This window comes from Ideonella sp. P3_A4 (assembly GCF_056403075.1).
The window spans coordinates 1-20806 of record NZ_JBFUGE010000020.1 but is presented as its reverse complement, the minus strand read 5'-3'; the positions used below and the strand labels follow the sequence as shown (position 1 = coordinate 20806).

At 67.2% G+C, this 20806-nt stretch carries 13 protein-coding genes; 8 read left to right on the top strand and 5 right to left on the bottom strand.

Features of this window, described 5'->3' with window-relative positions; translation table 11 throughout:
* Window positions 1–24 precede the first annotated feature (24 nt).
* Window positions 25–3900 carry a PAS domain-containing protein gene (locus tag AC1DYI_RS04485; protein ID WP_477202872.1) on the bottom strand — a complete coding sequence of 1292 codons (3876 nt, stop codon included), beginning with the start codon at window positions 3898–3900 and terminating at the stop codon, window positions 25–27.
* 296 nt (window positions 3901–4196) lie between these two features.
* Here AC1DYI_RS04485 and AC1DYI_RS04480 point away from each other — a divergent pair, with 296 nt between their 5' ends.
* Window positions 4197–7556, top strand: a complete 3360-nt coding sequence (locus tag AC1DYI_RS04480) for a S41 family peptidase (RefSeq protein ID WP_477202871.1) — start codon at window positions 4197–4199, stop codon at window positions 7554–7556.
* A gap of 64 nt (window positions 7557–7620) precedes the next feature.
* Here the strand turns inward: AC1DYI_RS04480 and AC1DYI_RS04475 are convergent, their stop codons facing one another.
* The 4 genes from AC1DYI_RS04475 to AC1DYI_RS04460 all read right to left on the bottom strand — a co-directional run bounded on the left by AC1DYI_RS04475 (window position 7621) and on the right by AC1DYI_RS04460 (window position 14857).
* On the bottom strand, window positions 7621–9168 hold the full coding sequence (locus tag AC1DYI_RS04475; RefSeq protein WP_477202870.1) for a methyl-accepting chemotaxis protein: 1548 nt from the start codon (window positions 9166–9168) through the stop codon (window positions 7621–7623).
* A 306-nt stretch (window positions 9169–9474) separates the two neighbouring features.
* Complete coding sequence (locus tag AC1DYI_RS04470) at window positions 9475–12066, bottom strand: diguanylate cyclase domain-containing protein (protein WP_477202869.1); 2592 nt, start codon at window positions 12064–12066, stop codon at window positions 9475–9477.
* 84 nt (window positions 12067–12150) lie between these two features.
* Window positions 12151–13308 (bottom strand): aminotransferase class III-fold pyridoxal phosphate-dependent enzyme, encoded by a 1158-nt coding sequence (locus tag AC1DYI_RS04465; protein WP_477202883.1) that lies wholly within the window; start codon window positions 13306–13308, stop codon window positions 12151–12153.
* 382 nt (window positions 13309–13690) lie between these two features.
* Window positions 13691–14857 (bottom strand): MFS transporter, encoded by a 1167-nt coding sequence (locus AC1DYI_RS04460; RefSeq protein ID WP_477202868.1) that lies wholly within the window; start codon window positions 14855–14857, stop codon window positions 13691–13693.
* 93 nt (window positions 14858–14950) lie between these two features.
* On the opposite strand from AC1DYI_RS04460, the gene AC1DYI_RS04455 reads away from it, so the two are divergent.
* The 7 genes from AC1DYI_RS04455 to AC1DYI_RS04425 all read left to right on the top strand — a co-directional run.
* Window positions 14951–15721 (top strand): DeoR/GlpR family DNA-binding transcription regulator, encoded by a 771-nt coding sequence (locus tag AC1DYI_RS04455; RefSeq protein WP_477202867.1) that lies wholly within the window; start codon window positions 14951–14953, stop codon window positions 15719–15721.
* Between the two features lie 80 nt (window positions 15722–15801).
* Window positions 15802–17172 (top strand): hypothetical protein, encoded by a 1371-nt coding sequence (locus tag AC1DYI_RS04450; protein ID WP_477202866.1) that lies wholly within the window; start codon window positions 15802–15804, stop codon window positions 17170–17172.
* A gap of 120 nt (window positions 17173–17292) precedes the next feature.
* Window positions 17293–17592: a Dabb family protein gene (locus AC1DYI_RS04445; RefSeq protein ID WP_477202865.1), complete on the top strand. Its 300-nt coding sequence runs from the start codon at window positions 17293–17295 to the stop codon at window positions 17590–17592.
* Window positions 17561–18061 (top strand): ribose 5-phosphate isomerase B, encoded by a 501-nt coding sequence (rpiB, locus tag AC1DYI_RS04440; RefSeq protein ID WP_477202864.1) that lies wholly within the window; start codon window positions 17561–17563, stop codon window positions 18059–18061. Before AC1DYI_RS04445 ends, rpiB begins: the two co-directional genes overlap by 32 nt.
* A gap of 627 nt (window positions 18062–18688) precedes the next feature.
* Window positions 18689–20149 carry a hypothetical protein gene (locus AC1DYI_RS04435; RefSeq protein WP_477202863.1) on the top strand — a complete coding sequence of 487 codons (1461 nt, stop codon included), beginning with the start codon at window positions 18689–18691 and terminating at the stop codon, window positions 20147–20149.
* Window positions 20150–20163: 14 nt separating this feature from the next.
* Window positions 20164–20409: a hypothetical protein gene (locus AC1DYI_RS04430; protein WP_477202862.1), complete on the top strand. Its 246-nt coding sequence runs from the start codon at window positions 20164–20166 to the stop codon at window positions 20407–20409.
* 185 nt (window positions 20410–20594) lie between these two features.
* The coding region (locus AC1DYI_RS04425; RefSeq protein WP_477202861.1) for an RpiB/LacA/LacB family sugar-phosphate isomerase at window positions 20595–20806 on the top strand (212 nt) is incomplete at its 3' end.

Below are 20806 nucleotides of genomic sequence, written 5' to 3'. Positions count from 1 at the left end.
CGGGCCCATCTCGCCGGGGCCGCGTCAGTTCACCGGCTTCGAAGCCAGCTGTACTTGCAGGTGGCCCACGAGTGCCAGCAGGTCCTGATGCAGGCCGCGGGCCATGTCGGCCAGCGCCGGTGCGTCGAAGGCTTGTTGCAGCTGGTGCTCCAGTTGCCGTGCTCGTTGCACCAGGGCATCGGCACCGATCGAGGCGCAGGCGCCGCGCAGCGAGTGGCACAGCGCGCGCCAACGTTCGACTCGCGCCGGGCTCGGCGACTCGAGCAGCTCCGGCGCCCCTGCGCGGTAAGCCTTGACGAAGCTGTCTAACACCCGCTCCAGCACAGGTGGGTGGCCGCCCAGGTTGCTCAGCGCCTGTCGCCAGTTCAAGGTCGGCACCGAGTCCAGGCGCTCGATCAGCGGGCGCAGCGGCGGTACCGCGTTGGCCCGCTGCCGGATCGGCGTCGGCGATGGCGCGATCTCGGGGCGGGGCCTTCGCTCAGGCAACCAGCGCAGCAAGGTGGCGTACAGCCCGGCCGGGTCGACCGGCTTGGCCACGTGGTCGTTCATGCCGGCGTCGAAGCAGGCCTGGCGGTCTTCGCCGAAGGCATTGGCGGTCATCGCGATGATCGGCAGGCCAGGCCCCAACCGGCGCCGGATCGCGCGCGTTGCCGCCAGGCCGTCCATCACCGGCATCTGCATGTCCATCAGGATCAGGTCGTAGGTGCGGGTGCTGGCCAGCTCCACTGCGCGCCGGCCGTCGCAAGCGGTCTCGACCGCCAGGCCGACGCGGTCCAGCAGTTCGCCGCCGACCTCCTGGTTGACCACGTTGTCCTCGACCAGCAGCACGCGTTGGCCGGCATGCTGCCGCCGCAATCGGGCCTCGCTTTCGGCCGTTGGCGACAGCGGCGTTGCGGGTGCGACCGCCTCGGCGGCCTGGTCCAGCCAGACGGTGATCCAGAAGGTGCTGCCCACGCCAGGCTCGCTGTGCACGCCGACTTCGCCTCCCATCAGCGTCGTCAGATGGCGGGTCAACGCCAGCCCCAGGCCGGTGCCGCCGTGGCGCCGCGCGATCGAGCTGTCGGCCTGCTCGAAGGCACTGAACAGCGCGGCTTGCCGATCCGGCGCGATGCCTTCGCCGGTGTCTTGCACCTCGAGCCGCAATTGCACGCGGCCGTCTTGCCGGGCCAGCACCTCACCGCCGAGGCGGACCCAGCCGTGCTGCGTGAACTTGACCGCGTTCGACAGCAGGTTCAGCAGCGCCTGTGACAGGCGCATCGGGTCCCCCCGCAAGCGTGCTGGCAGGTCACCCGTTTTCAACGTCAGATCCAGCCCCTTCTCGCGCGCCGGGCCGGCCACCAGCTCGGTGGTCTGCTGCAACAGGGCATCGAGCGCGAAGTCGGTCAACTCCAGGTTCATCTTGCCGGCCTCGATCTTCGACAGGTCGAGGATGTCGTTGATGACCTGCAGCAAATGTTTGGCCGCATGGTCCACCTTGCCCAGGCGCTCTTGTTGCAGCGCGTCGCGGGTCTCGTGTGCCATCAGGTGGGTCAGGCCGATGATCGCGTTCATCGGCGTGCGGATCTCGTGGCTCATGTTGGCCAGGAAGGCGCTCTTGGCGCGGCTGGCGGCCTCGGCCTCGTTGCGCGAGCGCTGCAGCTCGGCATTGGTGGCGCGCAACTCGGTTTCAGCGCGCTTCAGCGCGGTGATGTCGAAGGCCATCACGTAGACGCCCAGCACCTGGCCGGATGCATCTTCGTCAGGCAGGTAGTGCACCTGGTGGACGACGGGTTCGCCGCTCGCGTCGGTCTGCTCGCGATCGAAGTGCTGCGCCTCGCCGCGCAATGCGGCCTGCAGCCGCGGCAGGTTGCGCTGGCGATAGCTGGGGTCGAAGACCTCGTCAGCGGTGCGGCCCAGCACCTGGGCCGCCGTCTTGCCGAACCATTCGAGAAAGCCGCGGTTGGCGAAGCGGCAGCGCAACTCGTTGTCCCAGTAGGCCACGCGGCCGGGCAGGGTGTCGGTCAGCGTGCGGTTGAAGCGCGCCAGCCCTTCGAGCCGCTGGACCGCGTCGCGCAGCTCGCGGGTGCGCGCGGCCACCGCTTCTTCCAACTCTTCACGGTGGCGGGCGATCGCGTCGTCCTGCTGCTTGCGTTTGCTGACGTCGGCGAACGAGGTCACGACCGCCATCAGCGCCCCGGTGTCCGGGCTCAGCACCGGCAGCGCGCTGACCTCGAACCAGGTGGTGTCGCCGTTCGGGCTGACGGTGTGCAGCAGCACCCCTTGCTGCGCCGGCTGGCCGCTCAGCACCCGGCCGGGCGGCGTTTCTTCGGGTGGCATCGGGGTGCCGTCGTCGCGCAACGGTGTCCAGCCCGGCGCCACGACCGAGCGGCCCTGCCAGTCACGCTGCAGGGCGCCGACGATGCGCTCGGCCGCCGGGTTGCAGCTGATCACCGCGCCTTGCGGGTCGCACACCAGCACGCCCTCGTTCAGCACCGAGACGACCGTGCGGTAGTGGGCTTCGCTGTCGCGCAGCGCGCGCTCGGCCTTGCGCGCATCGGTCAGGTCGCGCGAGACGCCGAACAGCCCGATGCGCCGGCCATCGGCGCCGAACAATGGGCCGCGGGTGCACAGGTTGATGCGCTCGCCTTGCGGGCCGGGCAGGCGCTCGTCGAACACCTGCGGCGCGTCGGCCTGCAGCGCGTTCATGTCGTGCCTGGCCAGCTCGGGTGCCCAGGCCGGACCGAAGATCGAGAAGTCGTCGTGACCCAGCACCTCGTCGGCGCGCTTGCCGAAGCCAAGGCAGGCGGCGCGGTTGACGAAGACGTAGCGGCCCTGCAGGTCTTTCGCGAAGATCGCATCGGACGAGCTCTGGGCGATCGCTTCCAGCAGGGCCAGCGTCTCGATGCGGGCTTCTTGCTGCGCGCGGTCATGCTGGGCCAGCAGCAGCGCCTGTCGCTGCGTCCACAGCCGGATCGCCAGGCCCAGACCGAACAGCAGCAAGGCGGCGGTGGCCACGGTCCACCAGGCGGTTCGCCAGGCCGGCGCCTCGACTTCGTCGACGTCGATCTTGGAGACCAGCCACCAGTCCGTCCCGCGGACTGCGCGCACCGTGGCCAGCACCAGGACGTTGCGATAGTCGAGCGCCCGGACGACCTCGCCGCGGGCTGCGTCGGCCCGCACCACTTGGGCGATGGGCAGCGACGACCCGGCCAAGGGCAGTGCCAGGCGCCTGCCGCTGTCGGGCCGGTCCCGCACGTCGTTGAGGATGACGGCCTTGTCGCCTTCGATCTGCCACAGCACGGATTCGCCACTGGTGCTGGGCACCGGCTGCGTCGCCAGCATCGGGAACAGCACCCGCCGCGGATCGATGCGCAGCACGACGGCTCCGGGATGCGTCACCTCGGTGGCGAGCAAGGGCACGACGACATCGAAGCGCAGCGGGATCGGTGAGCCATCTTCCCGGTAGATGCCGGTGTGCTGTGGCTTGCCGCTGGCCAACGCGGCTTGCAACGTGGCGGTCAACTCGCCACCGACGCTCTGGTTCTGGGGATGCTCGCTGACCAGCACCTTGCCCTGCGGGTCGACGATCATCACGCTGTCTTCGTCGTTGGCCTGGCGAAAGCCGACCACCCGTGCCAGCAGGCGCTGCCGGGCGTCGTCGTCGTCCTGGGTGATCCAGCGCGTGTACAGGTCACCCACCGCCTGGCCGGTCGACAGAAAGCCGGCGAGTGTCATTTGACGCTGCACCCAGGCCTCGACCTGCGTGGCCTGCAACTCGGCCTGCGACTGCAGTTGGGCACGGGCCTGCCGTCCCTGGGCGTCGAACTCGCGCCACACGACCCAGCCGGCCACGGCCCCCACCGCCAACGCGAACGCGATCAAAGGTGGCCACCACCGCTGGGGCGGCGAACTGCGCTTCACGGCGCTTGGCGCGAATGCGGTTCTCGGCACCTGCCTTCCCTGAGCGTCTGTTCTGGCGAGACGTCTAGCGGCGATTGTGCGCCGCGGTCGCAAACCATGGCCCGGCCCATGGGCTTGCGCGGGGAGACCGACTAAGTAGCCGATGGCCGCGGAACCTCGGGTTCACCCGAAGTGGGGTTAGGGGGGCACCAGCGATTCATCCTCGCGAAGGCGCATTTCGTCGGACCGAGGGCAATTCCATCGTCGCCGTGAGGCATATTGGCGGCCTTCAAATACCGTCGCTCCCCCCAAAACTCATGACACGACGTCTGACCCCCTGCCGCCTGGCGGCGCTGATGCTGGCCACGGCCCTGGCCACTCAGGCGCAAGCCGCGGCCGCGCCGCTGGGCCCGCTGAAAGACCCGCTGTGGCTGCGCTACTCGGCCATCTCGCCCAACGGGCAGGAGATTGCCTTTGCCTTCCAGGGCAACCTGTTTGTCGTGCCCACGGGCGGTGGCGTCGCGCGGCTGCTGGTGGGCAACGGCCACCACAGCTTCTCGCCGGTCTGGTCGGCCGATGGCCGCAACATCGCCTACGCAAGCGATACCCACGGCAACTTCGACGTCTTCGTGGTCGATGCGGCAGGTGGCCCTTCGCGCCGGCTGACCACGCATTCGGCCGGCGAGGTGCCGCTGTCGTTCACGCCGGACGGCAAGGAAGTGCTGTTCAGGGCCACGCGCATGGATTCGCGCACCAACGTGCAATTCCCCAGCGGCCTGATGAGCGAGCTCTACAAGGTCTCGGTGGACGGCGGCAAGCGGCCGACACAGATCTTCAGCACGCCGGCGATGGCCGGCCAGTTCAACGGTGCCGGCACGCAGCTCGTCTATGAAGACGTGAAGGGCTACGAAAACGCGTGGCGCAAGCATCACGTCTCGCCGGTAGCGCGCGACATCTGGCTGTACGACGCGAAGACCGGCCAGCACCGTCAACTCAGCAACTTCGGCGGCGAAGACCGCAACCCGGTCTGGGCGCCGGATGAGCAGTCGGTCTACTTCCTGAGTGAAAAGAGCGGCTCGTTCAACGTCTGGAAGATGCCGCTGAACCAGCCCGAGGCAGCGACCCAGGTCACCCAGTTCACGAAGAACCCGGTGCGCTTCCTGAGCATCGCCAAGAACGGCACGCTGAGCTTCGGTTACGACGGCGAGCTCTACACGCTGGCCCCCGGCGCCGGCGAGCCGAAGAAGGTGGCGGTGCAGATCGCGGCCGACACCCGCGTCGACCGGATCGAGAACGTCAAGCTCAGCGAAGGTGCCACCGAGATCGCCGTCAGCCCCGATGGGCAGGAAGTGGCCTTCATCGTGCGTGGCGAAGTCTTCGTCGCGTCGACCGAGTTCGGCGACACCCGCCGCATCACCGACACGCCGGCGCAAGAGCGCTCGCTCAGCTTCAGCCCCGACGGCCGCCACCTGGTCTTCGCGGGTGAACGCGACGGCTCGTGGAACCTCTATGAGGCCCACCTGACGGGCAAGAAGAAGGACACGCCGTACTTCTTCAGCGCGTCCAACGTGCCAGTCAAGACACTGCTGAAGAACGGCAAGGAAAACTTCCAGCCGCGCTACTCGCCTGACGGCAAGGAAGTGGCCTTCCTCGAAGGCCGCACGACGCTGAAGGTGCTCAACATCGCCAGCGGCAAGGTGCGCGAGGTGCTGGCCGGTGCGATGAACTATTCGTACTCCGACGGCGACCAGTGGTTCGACTGGTCGCCCGACGGCAAGTCGCTGCTGGTCAACTTCGTCGACCACAACCGCTGGAGCAACGAGGTCGGCCTGATCGACGCACAGGGCAAGGGCCCGTTGCTGAACCTGACCAAGAGCGGCTACGAAGACAACCACCCCGTGTTCACCAATGGCGGCAAGTCCCTGCTCTGGTACAGCGACCGCATGGGCCTGCACGGCACCGGTGGCGCGGCGAACTTCGACCTGTTCGAGATGTTCCTGACCCAGGAGGCCTTCGACCGCTTCAACCTGGAAAAGAGCGAGTTCGCGCTGCTGAAGAAGCAGGAAGAAGACAAGGACGACAAGAAAGACGGCGACAAGAAGGCCGACGACAAGAAAGACAAGGGCAAGGCCGATGACAAGAAGAAGGGCAAGGAAGACGACGAAGAAGCGATCAAGCTGCCCGAGCCGGTCAAGGTCGAGCGCGAGGGGCTTGAAGACCGCGTCGTGCGCCTGACGCCCAACTCCGGCTCGCTGCGCGCCGCGGCCCTGACGCCGGACGGCGAGACGCTGTTCTATCTCGTGCAGGCCGCCGAAGCCGTCGAGCTGTGGTCGGTCAAGCCGCGGCAGAAGGCGGTCAAGAAGGTCGCCGAGTTCCCGGCCGGCAAGGCCGAGCGCGGCGAGGGGGAGTCCTTCGACCTGCAGCTTGACGCGAAGGGCGAGAACGGCTTCGTGCTCGTCGGCGGTGGCATCAAGAAGTTCAAGGTGCCGAAGGAAGAGGGCGAGATCAAGGCCGAGCCGATGGAGTTCAGCGCCGAGATGCGCCTGGACCGCACGGCCGAGCGGCAAGAGATGTTCGAGCACATCTGGCGCCAGACGCGCGAGAAGCTCTACGTGGCCGACATGGGCGGCGTTGACTGGGCCTACTACCGCAAGGTCTACGAGCGCCAGTTGCCGTTCATCGCCGACAACCACGACTTCGCCGAGGCGATGAGCGAGATGCTGGGCGAGCTGAACGTGTCGCACACCGGCTCGGGCTACCGCGCGCATCCGAAGGACGCCGACGCTACCGCCGCATTGGGCGCGTTCTACGACGAGGCCTACACCGGTGCCGGCCTGAAGATCGCCGAGGTGATCGAAGGCGGGCCGCTGGTCAACGCCAAGGTCACGCTGAAGGCGGGCATGGTGATCGAGAAGATCGACGGCGTGGCCATCGCGGCCGGTGCCGAGGTCGACTCATTGCTGAACCAGAAGGCAGGCAAGCGCATCGAGTTGAGCGTGTTCGATCCGGCGAAGAACAAGCGCTTCGAGCAGGTCGTCAAGCCCATCCCGCTGCCTGAGCAGAATGAGCTGCTCTACAAGCGCTGGGTCAAGACCGAGCGCGAGATGGTCGAGAAGCTGTCGAACGGTCGCCTGGGCTACGTGCACGTGCGTGGCATGGACGATGACAGCTACCGCGACGTGTTCTCGGAGGTGCTCGGCCGCCACAGCGGCAAGGAGGCGCTGATCGTCGACACCCGCTTCAACGGCGGCGGCAACCTGCACGACGAACTGGCCACCTTCCTGTCCGGCAAGCAGTACCTGGAGTTCCTGCCGCGCGGCCAGCAGCTGGGCTGGGAGCCGACCGGCAAGTGGGTCAAGCCGTCGATCGTGCTGATGAGCGAGAGCAACTACTCCGACGCGCACCTGTTCCCGTGGACCTACCGCAAGCTCGGTGTCGGCAAGCTGCTGGGCATGCCAGTGGCCGGCACCGGCACGGCCGTGTGGTGGGAGACGCTGCAGGACGGCACGCTGTACTTCGGCATCCCCGAGGTCGGCTTCCGCGACGCGAAGGGTGAGTTCATGGAGAAGGCGCTGATCGAGCCGGACATCAAGGTCCCGCACGATCCGGCCCTGCTGGCCACCGGCCGCGACCTGCAGACCGAAGCGGCGGTCAACGAGCTGCTGAAGAAGCGCTGATCCAGCGTCAGCTCAAGCAAAACGGGCGCCCGCGAGGGCGCCCGTTTTCTTTGGTCGAAGGTGCTCAGGCCGCGAGCTTGAACACCGCCACCATGTCGGCCAGGTTGCCGGCCTGGTGCTTCAGGCTTTCAGCGGCTGCCGCACTTTCTTCCACCAGCGCGGCGTTCTGCTGCGTGACGGTGTCGAGCTGGGTGACGGCCAGACCGATCTGGCCGATGCCGCTGCTTTGCTCGAGGCTGGAGTTGCTGATTTCGTTGATCAGGTCGCTGACATGCTTGACCTGGTTGACGATGTTGTCCATGGTCTGGCCGGCGTCGGCGACCAGGCGGGTGCCGTTGTCGACCTTCTCGACGCTCTCGCCGATCAGGGTCTTGATCTCCTTGGCGGCATTGGCGCTGCGCTGGGCCAGCGAACGCACTTCRCCSGCCACCACCGCGAAGCCGCGGCCTTGTTCACCGGCGCGCGCTGCTTCCACCGCGGCGTTCAACGCCAGGATGTTCGTCTGGAACGCGATGCCATCGATCACGCCGATGATGTCGGCGATCTTCTTCGAGCTGGCGCTGATGTCGTCCATGGTCTGCACGACCTGGCCAACCATCGTGCCGCCCTGCACAGCCACTTCGGATGCGCCTGCGGCCAGCTGGGTGGCCTGGCGCGCGGTGTCGGCGTTGTGCTTGACGGTGGCCGTCAGCTCCTCCATCGACGCGGCGGTCTGCTGCAGGTTGCTGGCTTGTTCTTCGGTGCGCTGGCTCAGGTCGGCGTTGCCGTTGGCGATTTGCGTCGAGCCGGTGGCGATCGACTCGCTGGCGCCGCGCACCTGGCCGACGATGTCGACCAGGCTGGTGTTCATGCGCTGCAGCGCGGCCAGCAACTGGCCGGTCTCGTCGCGGTAGCGTGCGCTGATGTTCGAGGTCAGGTCGCCTGCGGCCACCGTCTCGGCTGCCTTCACGGCCAGCGCCAGCGGGCGGGTGATGGTGCGGGTCACGTACCAGCAACTGACCGCGGCCAGCAGCATGCCGAGCAGGGTCAGGCCRATCTGGATCGACGCGCTGCGACCACGCACACCGTCGATCACACCGATCACGGCGCCGGCGCGCTGCATCGCGCGCTCGTTCACCGCGTCGACGGCCTTTTCCATGCCGAGCACCGATTCCTTGAACTTGCCCAACGCGGCGTTGGCGTCTTGCGTCGAGGTGAGCTGGCCGCCGTCAATGGCCGCCATCGTGCCGGTGTAGCCGTCGGCATAAGCCTTGTAGCTGTCGCCGATCTGCACCAGGTCTTTCTTGTCCTGGTCCGGCAGGTTCAGCGCCTGGGCCTTGGCCAGCGTGGCCTGCAGCTTGGCCCCGGCGTCCTTCCACTTCTTCACGTAGCCGTTGCGCTTGTCGGCGTCGGCCAGGTTGATGAAGCTGTCCTTCTCGAAGCGGCGCTCTTGCAGCACCAGGATCTGCAGGTCGGCCGCGTGCTGGGCCAGCGCCACGTCCTGCTCCAGCGTCTGCCGGGTCATGCTGAAGAGCGAATTCAAGCCCCACATGCCGGCACCCGTCATCGCGGCCATCATCAACAGCATGCCGGTGACCATCAGGCCAAGCCTCACGCCAATCTTCAAGTTCAAGAAAGTACCCATCACTCCGTCTCCGTTGATCTTGTGCGGAAAAAAGAAGAGCTCCGCCAAATATCTAGGGAGAACCCGCACAGCCTCGTTTATCGACGATGGGTTCTTGTAGGGAGAGCTTGATAAGCGTGTGAACTTCCCGCCAGATGGCGTGGAAACGTGCACGTGGCTCGAATTTCGTATATCGCCGCCAGCGAATCGGCCGTGGTAGCGGTATCACGGTGCCGCCTGCTCGAGAAAAGCAGCCGAAGCAAGCGCCGACACGGCCGGATCGAAGCTGCGCAGCCAAGCGCCACGCGCGGTGCGTCAACTGTCCAGGGCGTAGCGCCCGCGGCCTTCAGCCTTGGCGCGGTAGAGCTGGCGGTCGGCCCGTTCGATCAATGCCGGCCACTGCAGGTCGCCCGGCGGCCACAGCGCGATACCGACGCTGGCGCCGAAATGCAGCAGCAAGTCTTCGATGGCGACCGGCTCGGTCGCTGCGGCCAGCACCTTCTCCGCCACCGCCTCGGCATTGCCTGCACCACGCACATCGTCCAGCAGCACCGCGAACTCGTCGCCACCCAGCCGCGCGATGGCGTCACCGTCTCGCACCACATGGCGCAGCCGCTGCGCAAAGATGCGCAGCACCTCGTCGCCGGTCGGGTGGCCGTGCTGGTCATTGATCTGTTTGAAGCGGTCCAGGTCGATATAGAGCAGCGCGCACAGCGGCCGCGCGGCGAGGCGCGAGCGCTGCTCGAGCGCGTGTTCGAAGCCGGCGCGGTTGAGGGCGCCTGTCAGCGCGTCGACACGGCTCAGGCTGCGCAGCCTCGCCTCCTCGATGCGGTGTTCGGTGATGTCCTGCGCCAGGCCGATGAAGCCGTCCAGGCGGCCGTCGACCAGGCGCAGCGGGATGTAGCTGACCTTTAGGTGCCGCTCGGCATTGCTGCTGCCGCCCGGGTAGCCGCGCTCGAAGACCACCGTTTCGCCAGCCAGCGCACGCTCGATGAATGGCAGGCTGCGCGCGTAGTCGGCCTCGCCCAGCACCTCGCGGATCGTGCGGCCCACCATCTGTTCGCGCGCCACGCCGCGCCACTGCTCGAAGGCGGTGTTGGTGAAGCGGTAACGCTGCTCGTTGTCGAGCACCGCCACGATCGCCGGGATGGTCTCGGCCACCGAACGCAGGATGGCATCGCTGCGTTGCTGCGCCTGCCGGCCGGCCTTCTCGGCCGTGATGTCGCGCATGATGCCGCTGAAGTACTCGACCCGCCCGTCGGCGCCGCGGTGCGCGATCACGATGTGGCTGACCGGCACCTCACGCCGCTCGGCGTCCCACTGGATCGTCTCGCCGATCCACACGCCGTGGGCGATGGCCGTCGGCACGATCTCGCGCCGGTGCTTGTCGACCATGTCGGGCGGGTTGATCTCGTCGACCCGCAGGTGCTCGATCGGCGCATCCGGCGCAATGCCCTTGCGGCGCCGCGCGGCCGGGTTCATGTAGGTCAATCGACCGCTGAAGTCGGTCTGCACGACGTAGTCGGTGGTGGCGTCGAAGATCGCAGTCAGCGTGCGCAAGGCCTTCTGGGCGCGCGCCTGCTCGGTGATGTCGGCCACCGTGCCGACATGGCCGACCACCTGCCCGTCGACGACCACCGGCCGGCTGTTGACGGCGACCAGGATGACGCTGCCGTCGGGCCGGTGCAGCCGGCGCTTGACGTCCGTCGGCTCCCGGCCCGTCACCGTGCGCGTCCATGCCAGGCGGGCAGGGCCGCGCGCCGCCGGCGGTAGCAACTGCAGCCAGCCGTCGGCCGCGTCGGCGCGCGCCATCTGGTGGATCCTCAGATAGGCCTCGTTGACGTAGGTCAGCTGCCCGTCCGGCCCGGCGCGAAACATGCCGATCGGTGCTTCGTCGCTGACGGCGGCCAGCTGCGCCTGACGCACGCGGTCGCTGCGCCGGGCGCGCGCCAGCACCCAGGCCAGCGCAGCGATCAGCGTCGTCAACAGGGCGCACAGGCCGATCACCAACCGGCGCCGCTCGTGGTACGTGGTCAGCGCGTCGTCGACGGCTTGCGTCACCAGCGCACTGACCGGAAAGTTGCTGACGCGGCGGAAGGCCACCAGGCGTCGCACGCCGTCGGTCGCGCTGCCGCTGTAGGTAGTGGTGCCTTCGTCTCGCCCCAGCATGCGGCCGACGGCGCTGTCCGCCGCCAGCATGTTGCGCCCCACCAGCCTGGGCAACTCGGGCACGCGGCTGATCACCAGCCCGTCACTGCGGATGAGCACGACGGTGCCGGCAGGCCGCTGGCGCAGCGACTCGTGCAGCCCCGCCAGGCGGTCGAGGTTGATCAGCGCCACGATGGCGCCGACGCCGCCGGCCGCACCGGCATCGGTGTGCAGCAGCAGCGGCCAGACGCGGCGCATGCCGGCCGCGCCGTCCAGCGCCGGGTAAAGGCCGAAGCGGCTGCCGCCTTCGACAGGCAACTCGCCGGACGCGTCCAGCGGTGCCATCGCCAGCGGTCGCAACTGTTCCCCAGCGCTGCCGGGCAGCACGATGCGGCCGCTCGTGTCGACCAACCCGAGCAGCAAGCCCCCCTGGTTGGCTTCGTCCATCGTCCGGATCAGCCGGCGCAGGCCGGGATCGTCGGACACCGCCGGCATGGCCGACCGATCCGCGCGCTGGCGCAGCCATTGCTCGATCACCAGCAGATCGCCTTGCGCGCCGCTCAACAGCGCATCGGTCTGGCCGGCCAGCGCACGGTCGGTGAGAGCCAGCGCCCGTTCGGATTCATCCAGCAGCCGGCGCTGCTGCGCGACCGAAAACCACAGCACCAGCCCCCACAGCACCAGCAACAGCAGCGCCACCGCCGCCCCGGGCCCGTGGCGACGGGTGCGGCTGAGCCACGGGCTTTCTGTGAGCGGCATGAGGGCGGCGGCAGTGCGGAGAAGAGAGCGGGCTGCGATATCAGCAGCACCAACTTACGCCGAACTGGCGCCCGAACGCACAGTTCAGGCAAACGTGCGCAATGCCTCGTCCAACCAGGCCAGCGCCAGCGCCAGGTCTTGTGGGCTGGCGTTCAGCGCCGGCATCAGGCGCAGGCGTTCGGGCCGCACCGCGTTCAGCAGCATGCCCTGGCCGGGGCGCTCGCGCAATGCGTCGGCCAGCCGCTGCGCGCGGCCGGGCTGCGGCAGTTCGAGCGCCAACAACAGGCCCTGGCCGCTGCAGAGCGGGCCACCTTCGCGCAGCGCCAAGGCGTCCAGCCCGTCGCGAAAGTGCACGGCGCGCTCGTTCATCGCCGCCAGAAAACCCGGCGTCGTGACGACCTGCAGCACCGCCAACGCGGCCGCGCAGACCAGCGGGTTGCCGGTGTAGGTGCCACCCTGGTCACCCGGTTCGAAACAGCAGACCTCGTCCTTGGCCAACAGCGCCGCGATCGGCACGCCGCCACCCAAGCCCTTGCCCAGCGTCATCACGTCGGGCGTGATGCCGGCCTGCTCATGCGCGAACAGCGTACCGGTGCGGCCGATGCCCGTCTGCACCTCGTCGACGATCAGCAGCAGGCCCAGTTCACTGCACAAGCGCCGCAGTGCACGCAGGAAGTCCGGCGTCGCCTCGATCACGCCGGCCTCGCCCTGGATCGGCTCCAGCATCACCGCCACGGTGCCGGGGCCGATCAGTTCAGTGACCGAGCCGATGTCGTTCAGCGTTGCCTTCGGAAAGCCCGGCACCTGCGGCGCGAACATCGTGTCGAAGCCGGGCTTGCCGCTGGCGCTCATCGTGGCCAGCGTGCGGCCGTGGAAGGCGTTGCGGAAGGTGATGATCTCGTGCGCACCGCCGCGCTTCTTGCGCCCGAACTTGCGCGCCAGTTTGATCGCACCTTCGTTCGCCTCCGCGCCGCTGCTGGCGAGAAAGCAGCGCTCGAGTCCGCTCAAGCTCGTCAGCCGATCGGCCAGCTCGATCGCCGGCGCGTTGTGCAGGCCCGGGCCCACATGCAGCAGGCGGCCGGCCTGGTCGGCGAGCGCACGGGCGATCTCGGGCGGCGCGTGGCCCAGCGTGTTGACGGCCCAGCCCTGCACCAGGTCGAGGTAGCGGCGGCCTTGCGAATCTTGCAGCCAGCTGCCGCGGCCTTCGGTGAAAACCACTGGCGGGCGCTGCGTGAAGGGCATCAGCGCCTGCACAGGGAAGTCGGCAAAGGCTCGCTGCTTGGGCGGAGCGGAGACGTTGGCGGGCGGGGGCGGTTGGGTCGTCGGTTCAGTCGTCGTCAGCACGGTTGCATTCCTGGGAAGGAGGTGAGAAAGCAACCACCAGACACCGACGCGGCGACCGCTGCCCTGGGCACTCGCGCCCTCTGCAAGAGTGGGCACGCGCCAGAAACAACAAAGGCCACGAGGGGTCTCGTGGCCTTGGGAGTAAACGCCGGTCTGCTAGAGGGCGACGTTCAGGCTGGACGAGTCCGCTCGACGATCAGTCGTCGGGCATTTCGTCGCAGCGAGAGCGGGCTGTGCAGGCGCGTGTTCACGAGCCGCAGCATAACAGCGTCGCGGCACGTCATGCTGAAGGCTGCGGAGCGGGCTCGTCGAGATGGCGCGACAGCAAGGCGATCGCTGTGGCCAGCAGGGCGACCAGCAGCAGCGCCATGCGCAGGCTGGTCAGGTGGGCCAGCCAGCCGATCGCCGGCGGGCCCATCAGAAAGCCGCCGTAGCCCAGCGTGGCCATCGCTGCAATGCCGTGGCCAGGGCTGTGCTGCGAGCGGCGCGCCGCGGCGCCAAAGACCAGCGGTGCCACCACCGCGACCCCGAGCCCGACCAGCACGAAAGCGATCATCGTCAGCACGGTGTGCTGCGTCGCGATGGCCAGCGCCATCATCGCCGCCGCTGCGGCGTTGGCCAGGCGCAGCAGGTTCGCAGCGCGCCAGCGCGCGACGATCCTGTCGCCGGCCAGCCGCAAGCCCATCATCGCGAACGAGAAGGCGGCGTAGCCCAGCGCCGCCTTGGCCGCGGTGGTGCCGAGCGTGTCCTTCAGGTAGACCGCGCTCCAGTCGGCCATCGCGCCCTCGATCAGGAACGCGCAGCACACGATTGCGCCCAGGCCCAGCATCGCGGGCTCGGGGAACGCAAAGCGCGGCCCGGCTTCGGCCGGATTGGCCGGAAGGTCGGGCAGCCACTGGCGTGCAATCAACAGGACCACCGCCAACGCACAGGCCACACCGATGATGTGTGCTGACGGCGATACGCCTTGCTGCGCCATCAGCCCGCCCAGGCTCGCGCCGCACAGGCCCCCGGCACTCCACAGCCCGTGCAGGCCCGACATGATGGGTTTGCCCTGCCGCGCCTCGACCTCGACCGCCAGCGCGTTCATGGCGACGTCCATCGCGCCGCTGGTTGCGCCGAGCAGAAACAGCGTCAACGCCAGCACCGGCAAGGAACCGACCATCACCGGTTGCGGCAGCGCGTAGCAATACAGAAAACCGGTGGCCAGCGTCAGCGTGCGTGCGCTCAGGTAGCCCAGGCCACGGCCGGCGAGCTGAAACGAGCACAGTGCGCCGACCCCCATGGCCAGCAACGCCATGCCGAGCTGGCTCTCGGTCAGCAGCAGCGCGTCGCGCACGGCCGGAATGCGCGAGACCCAGCTCGCGAACCCGAATCCATTGACAAAGAAGACCGCCGCGCAAGCCCAGTGCTCGGCGCGGCGGACGGGGGAGGGAGAGTCGGTCAAGCGTTGCTCCTGCTCATCAGTGATCGAGCAAATTTATTCAAAATCGAGCACATTAGAGCATGGTGGGGCAGTGCGGCCAAGTAGAATCGCCGAATGACCCGACAGCCGAAGTTGCCTCCGCGGTTCAGCGAAGAGCGCCACGCCCGCATCCTGAAGCAGTTGCAAGACAAGGGGCGCGTGGAAGTGCTCGGTCTTGCTCGAATGCTCGGTGTCTCTGAGCACACGATCCGCCGCGACCTGCTCGATCTGCAAGCCCAAGGCGCGCTGCACAAGACCCATGGCGGCGCGGTGTCGCTGGACACGGCGCGGCTGAACTTTGCCGAGCGCTCGAGCGTGCTGGCCGATGCCAAGCGCGCGATCGGCCGCGCCGGCGCTGAGCTGATCGAGCAGGGCCAGACGGTGATCATCGACGCGGGGTCGACCTCACTAAGCCTGGCGCGGGCGCTGACAGTGCGACCGGTCACGGTGATCACCAACTCGCTGGATGTGGCGGCCCTGTTCGACCAGGACCCTGGCGTTCAACTGGTACTGACCGGCGGCACCTGGCACACGCAATCGCGCGCGCTGTGGGGCCCGGCCGCACGCGAGATGCTGCTGAACTGCCGTGCAGACTGGGCCGTGCCTGGCGCCTGCTCGGTCGACCTGGCGATGGGCGTGACAGTGACCGACGAGGCCGACGCCGCCACCAAGCGCGCGATGATCGCCGCCGCCTCACGCACGCTGGTGCTGGCCGATCACTCGAAGCTGCACAACGTGTCGCCTTTCGGCGTGGCGCGCTGGTCCGATGTGCACACGCTGGTCAGCGACCGGCCGTGGCCGGATGTAGAGGCGCTGGGGGTCAGGGTGGTGGTGGCGGCGGATTGACTCGACGCTGCGGTGCGCAGCAAGCCCCCGGGTGAGCCCGACTGCCAGGGGCCCGAGGGCCTGACTATGCTGCGCCCACGATGAAGCACCTGCTCTTGCTGCACTTCGCCCTGGYCGTCTGCGGCGCCCTTACCGGAACCGCTGCCGCGGCCGCGGCCACGGATGAGCCAGCTGCGGCGGCCTCCGCGCCTGCCGAACCCGCTTCGTCCGCGGCTCCGTCCGCCGCTGCGTCCGCAGCTTCCTCCGCGGCGACCAACCCCACGCCACTGGAGCGCCAGCTGCAGCGCATCCGCGAGCTGAAAGTGGAGCGACCGGGCGACGGCCTGTTGGTCTACTACGAAGCCATGACCCTGGCCTCGATGGGCCAGGCCGAGCCAGCCGTCGCCGCGCTCAAGCAGCTGGTCGGGCGGCAGCTGGGCCTGGTGCCACCCAAGGATGCAGGCTTCGACCTGGTCTGGGAGCATCCGGACTTCCAGACAGTGCGCCGCCGTTTGATCGAAGACGAGCCCGCCACCGCTGAAGCTCCGGTGCTCATGCGGCTTCAGGATCCCCGCCTGATCCCCGAAGGCATCGCCTACGACATCAGGCGCAAGGTGCACTACGTGGGCAGCATCGCGCAACGCAAGATCGTGGCGATCGACGCGCGCGGCAAGCTGCGCGACTTCACCAGCGACGCAGACCGCCTGGAGGCCGTGCTGGGGCTCGCGGTCGACGCGCCGCGCGACCGCCTGTGCGCCGTCAGCACCAATGGCTTCGAGCAGGCGGCTCAGCAGCAGCGCCGCAACGAGGTGGTGTGTTGGAGCTTGGCGAAGGGCCGCGTGATCCAGCGGATGGCGGTGCCCGAGGCCGTTCAGCTCAACGATCTGGCGTTCGGGCGCGATGGCACCTTGTTCGTCACCGATTCCGCCGCGGGCTCGCTGTGGGTGCATCGTCCCGGCGAGCGGCGCTTTCTGCGCGTCGGCGAAGCAGGGGGCCTGCGCGGTGCCAATGGCGTGGCGGTCTCTCCAAACGGCAGCGTCTACGTGACGCTGTCCACCGGCATTGCGCGTGTGAACTCGCTGACGGGCCACACGATGCGGCTGCCGCAGCCGGACGACGTGGCCACGGGCGGCATCGACGGCCTGTACTGGCACGAGGGCGATCTGGTCGGCGTGCAGAACACGACCAACCCGGGCCGCGTGGTGCGCATTGCGTTGTCGGAAGACGGGCAGCGCATCCGCGGGCTCACGGTGCTGCAGTCGCACCACCATCCGGCGTTCGCGGAGCCCACCACCGGCGTGGTGGTGGGCGATGCCCTGCACGTGATCGCCAATTCGTATGTGGCGGCCTACCAGCCCGACGGCACGATCCGGCAACCCGAGGCCCTGCAGCCCACGGCCATCGTCGCCGTGCCGCTGCGCACAGCGGCCGAGCGTGCAGCATCGGAGCCTCGGGCGCCTGTCAAGGAATGAAGGGCCGTTCCCGAGTTCCTTGATTCCCTCGGGGGCGGACTCGCCAAGCCTGCGTCTTCAGCCATCCGGTGTCGGGTGATACCCTGCGCCGCCTGTAGAGAAGCGCTGAATGTAGCCACCATGATCCGACACGTTGTCTTGTTGAAGTTTTCCGAAGAAGCCACCACCGAGCGTCGCGCTGAGCTGACCGCCGCATTCGTCTCGTTGGCCACGCAGATCCCGCAAGTGCGCTCGCTGGAGTGGGGCCCCAACGCCAGCCCGGAGCAGCTGGACAAGGGGTTCACGCATTGCTTTCTCGTCACCTTCGACGACGAAGCCGCCCGCGACATCTACCTGCCTCATTCGGCGCACCTGGCCTTCGTGCGCGAGTTGAAGCCGTGGTTGGCCGATGTGCTGGTTGTCGACTATGCGGTGGCGTGAGACGCACGCAGAAGACGGGGAATCGATCATGACCAAACAACCACTGGGCGTGGCCTCTGATCACGCGGGCCTGGCGCTGAAACGCACCTTGGTGGCAGAGCTCGAGAAGCGCGGCGTCGCCGTGCGCGAGTTCGGCACCACCACGAGCGACTCGTGTGACTACCCCGACTTCGCACACGCCGTGGGGCGCGCCATCGAACGCGGCGACATCGAGCGTGCGATCCTGGTGTGTGGGACAGGCGTGGGCATGTCCATCGCGGCGAATCGACACGCCGCGGTGCGCGCGGTGGTGTGCAGCGAGCCCTTGAGTGCGCGGATGTCCCGCCAACACAATGACGCCAACGTGCTTTGCATCGGCGCGCGCGTCGTGGGCGAAGGCACGGCGATCGACATCGTGGACGCGTTCCTTGGCGCCACGTTCGAAGGCGGGCGGCACGCGGCGCGTGTGGCGAAGATCAATCTGGCTTGAAACGGCATGCGGGGGGGCGTGGCCGCTTTGCGGCGGTTGCGGACTGTGGGGTCCGGGTGGGTCTACTCATGCTGACTGATACCAAGCGGTCATAGAGCACGGTGACCGGCGCCGACTCGAACGGCAGCTGTCCGAGGTACTGCTACCGTGGCAGGTAGGCGTGTGATGCGCGCTGCGCGGCCGCCCGTTCGCCATTACACGAACTTGCGGTACCGGCCCCTGAAGAGACATACGCTGTATTTATCTCGCCATCCCGAAATTGCCGCTCGGATCCGCTTCCAGGCACACATTCGGAAGCCCCGAACTTCCTTGGACCTTCATCCAGGATGAATCGGCCAGTCAACTGCCATTTGCCACTCTTGCAAATGTTGGAGTGGTGGATCGTGCCGACGGACTTGGCTGATGGAAGCAACGTTCGACTGGACTTCCCAACCTGCACCAGCTGGCGAGCCCCTCGTCGTGGCTCCGTAGCATGTGGGATGCCCGCCGCTCATCCGCAACATTGATTAAGCAGCTTGGCCACGCCCCAAATAGGATGAGCAGCGCGCAGGAGCGCTGACGGCGTTGCCCACGTCAAGGACAAACCTGGGTCCCGGGACGCTAGTCGGTATTGAGGTCACGAAGGCCGTGACCATCCTGTCCGAACGTGAGGAGATCCAAGTGCTGCAGAAGCCAATGGTCCGTAGGCTAGTGGCCGCCATCGCTGCATCTGCTGGCGTGGCAATGATTTCTGGCTGTGCCAACCTAAACACCATTGATAGAACGACCGCGCTGGGGGATCCGAAGGCGATCCACTTGGATGTCCAGCAACGGCTCTTGATCGTCAACAAACTCGGAAAATATTGCGCCGAGCCTAGCCCTGATGCATTGGCTGCCTATGCCGCTGCACTGGGGGTGGGGGCCAGTGCACCGGCGAAGGGGTCCGTATCTGTATCTGGCGGTGGCCAGAGCACGGCCGCCAGCATTGGCTTGCGCACCCAGTCCATAACTTTGATGCGCGACGCGCTTTACCGCATGTGCGAGGCGTATGCAAACGGCGGCGTAGGTGAAGCGCAGGTGGTCACCTTGTTGAACAGAAGCCAGGACCTAACGGCAGTAATACTGGCCGTTGAGCAACTCACCGGAGCTGTGGCGGCAAACCAAGCATCCCTCACTGGGTCCAGCAGCTCCAATTCATTCGCCACTGCGCTCAACAACTCGAAGCTATTTGCTGAGGCAAGCGCTCACGAGGCTCGTGCCCTCAAGCGACTCGAGGAGTCGAAGGCGGAGCAAGCCGCAGCCAGCGAGAAGCACACACTGGCGGAAGCCGCCGTCGTCCGGGCCGAAGCGGCGCTGTCGACGCTAGAGGACGCTGAGACGCGCGATGAGGAGAAAGTCGCGCTTGCGAAGTCCGAGGTTGCATATCGTCGCAGCATGCGGGATGCGGCCGCAGCAAGCCTGAGGGCAGTCGAGGCGCGAGTCGAATTGAACCAACGCGTCTACGACAACGCGCAGAGCGTGACGGCCGAAATCGCGAAGACACCGGACTCGTCGTCGGCCTCGAGCGCGGCGGGGACGACCGGCGACTCTGAGTTCAGCACGCCAACTCCGCGCGCGGCATTGAGCAAGGATGCGACCGTTGCTCTGTCTGGCGCGGTGAAGGACATCGTCGTGACAGTGCTCAACAAGGACTATGTCGTCGACAGTTGCATGTCTGTCATCACGTCTAACAAGATATCGGAAGATGCACAAGTCAGGGCACAGGAACTGGATTCGCGGGCCTATTGCCAACGCTTGATCAATGCCTTGGTCATGGAGAAAGCCATCCTAGCCGAGACCCGGGTCGAGTTGGCAAAGAAGAACATGATCAGGACGGTAACGGACGACGCTGCCAACATCATGAGCTGCATTGCACCGCAAGGTAGCCTCATCCCTGCCAAGCGCGACCAACTGTTCGCGGATGCCAACGGCAGCGGGGCGCTCAAGGACTTCCAGTTCCTAGTCAAGGGTGCCTCCGACACGTCCAGCTTTAGGACGATGCTTGGCCAGAATCCCCACATCCGCGCGGCAATGGCTGCTGCCGTCGGATCAAGTGCGGCATGCAAGTAAGCTGGGAGTAGCTCATGGTGCAACTTTCAATCGAAATCTGCAGCAACCGGCAGGAGGCCGATGCCCGCAAGGACATCATCAGGGCGACCAACCCCGGAGCAAGATGGATGAGTCGAATCGTCGAGAACGTTGATGCCGTCATCCCGTTCCTCGTACCTGACATCGGCGCGGATCCAACTGTGCTGCCTCCTGTGTTTACGCCAGCCACTCCGAAGCCGGCGGCGCCAGCAGTAGTCCTGCTCATTTGGGCAGAGGACTGAGCAGTTCAACCTTTGCCCGGCAGATGGCTGTAGCAACGCGGCAGCCCTCCTCGCCGAGGCAGCGCGCTTCGGTGGTCCGCGCGGTGCCGCGGATGCCGGCCGGTCGAGATCATCTGCCGCCTCCCTTCCAGGGCTGTGTCGCCAAGGCGGTGTTGGGCCTTGCATTGCAACATCACTAGCGTCCGATGGTGCGGTGTTGCGATGAGAGGCCCGACCCCGATCTCGCGAGCGACTCATGTGACTACCCCGACTTCGCACACGCCGTGGGGCGCGCTATCGAAGGCGGCGATATCGAGCGTGCGATCCTGGTGTGCGGGACAGGCATGGGCATGTCCATCGCGGCGAATCGACACGCCGCGGTGCGCGCGGTGGTGTGCAGCGAGCCCTTGAGTGCGCG

Excerpts from the sequence above, each read along its gene's own strand:
- AC1DYI_RS04465 (WP_477202883.1), bottom strand. The coding sequence starts at position 13,308 with ATGCCCTTCACGCAGCGCCCGCCAGTGGTTTTCACCGAAGGCCGCGGC.
- AC1DYI_RS04445 (WP_477202865.1), top strand. The coding sequence starts at position 17,293 with ATGATCCGACACGTTGTCTTGTTGAAGTTTTCCGAAGAAGCCACCACC.
- AC1DYI_RS04430 (WP_477202862.1), top strand. The coding sequence starts at position 20,164 with ATGGTGCAACTTTCAATCGAAATCTGCAGCAACCGGCAGGAGGCCGAT.
- AC1DYI_RS04480 (WP_477202871.1), top strand. The coding sequence starts at position 4,197 with ATGACACGACGTCTGACCCCCTGCCGCCTGGCGGCGCTGATGCTGGCC.
- AC1DYI_RS04470 (WP_477202869.1), bottom strand. The coding sequence starts at position 12,066 with ATGCCGCTCACAGAAAGCCCGTGGCTCAGCCGCACCCGTCGCCACGGG.
- AC1DYI_RS04455 (WP_477202867.1), top strand. The coding sequence starts at position 14,951 with ATGACCCGACAGCCGAAGTTGCCTCCGCGGTTCAGCGAAGAGCGCCAC.
- rpiB (WP_477202864.1), top strand. The coding sequence starts at position 17,561 with ATGTGCTGGTTGTCGACTATGCGGTGGCGTGAGACGCACGCAGAAGAC.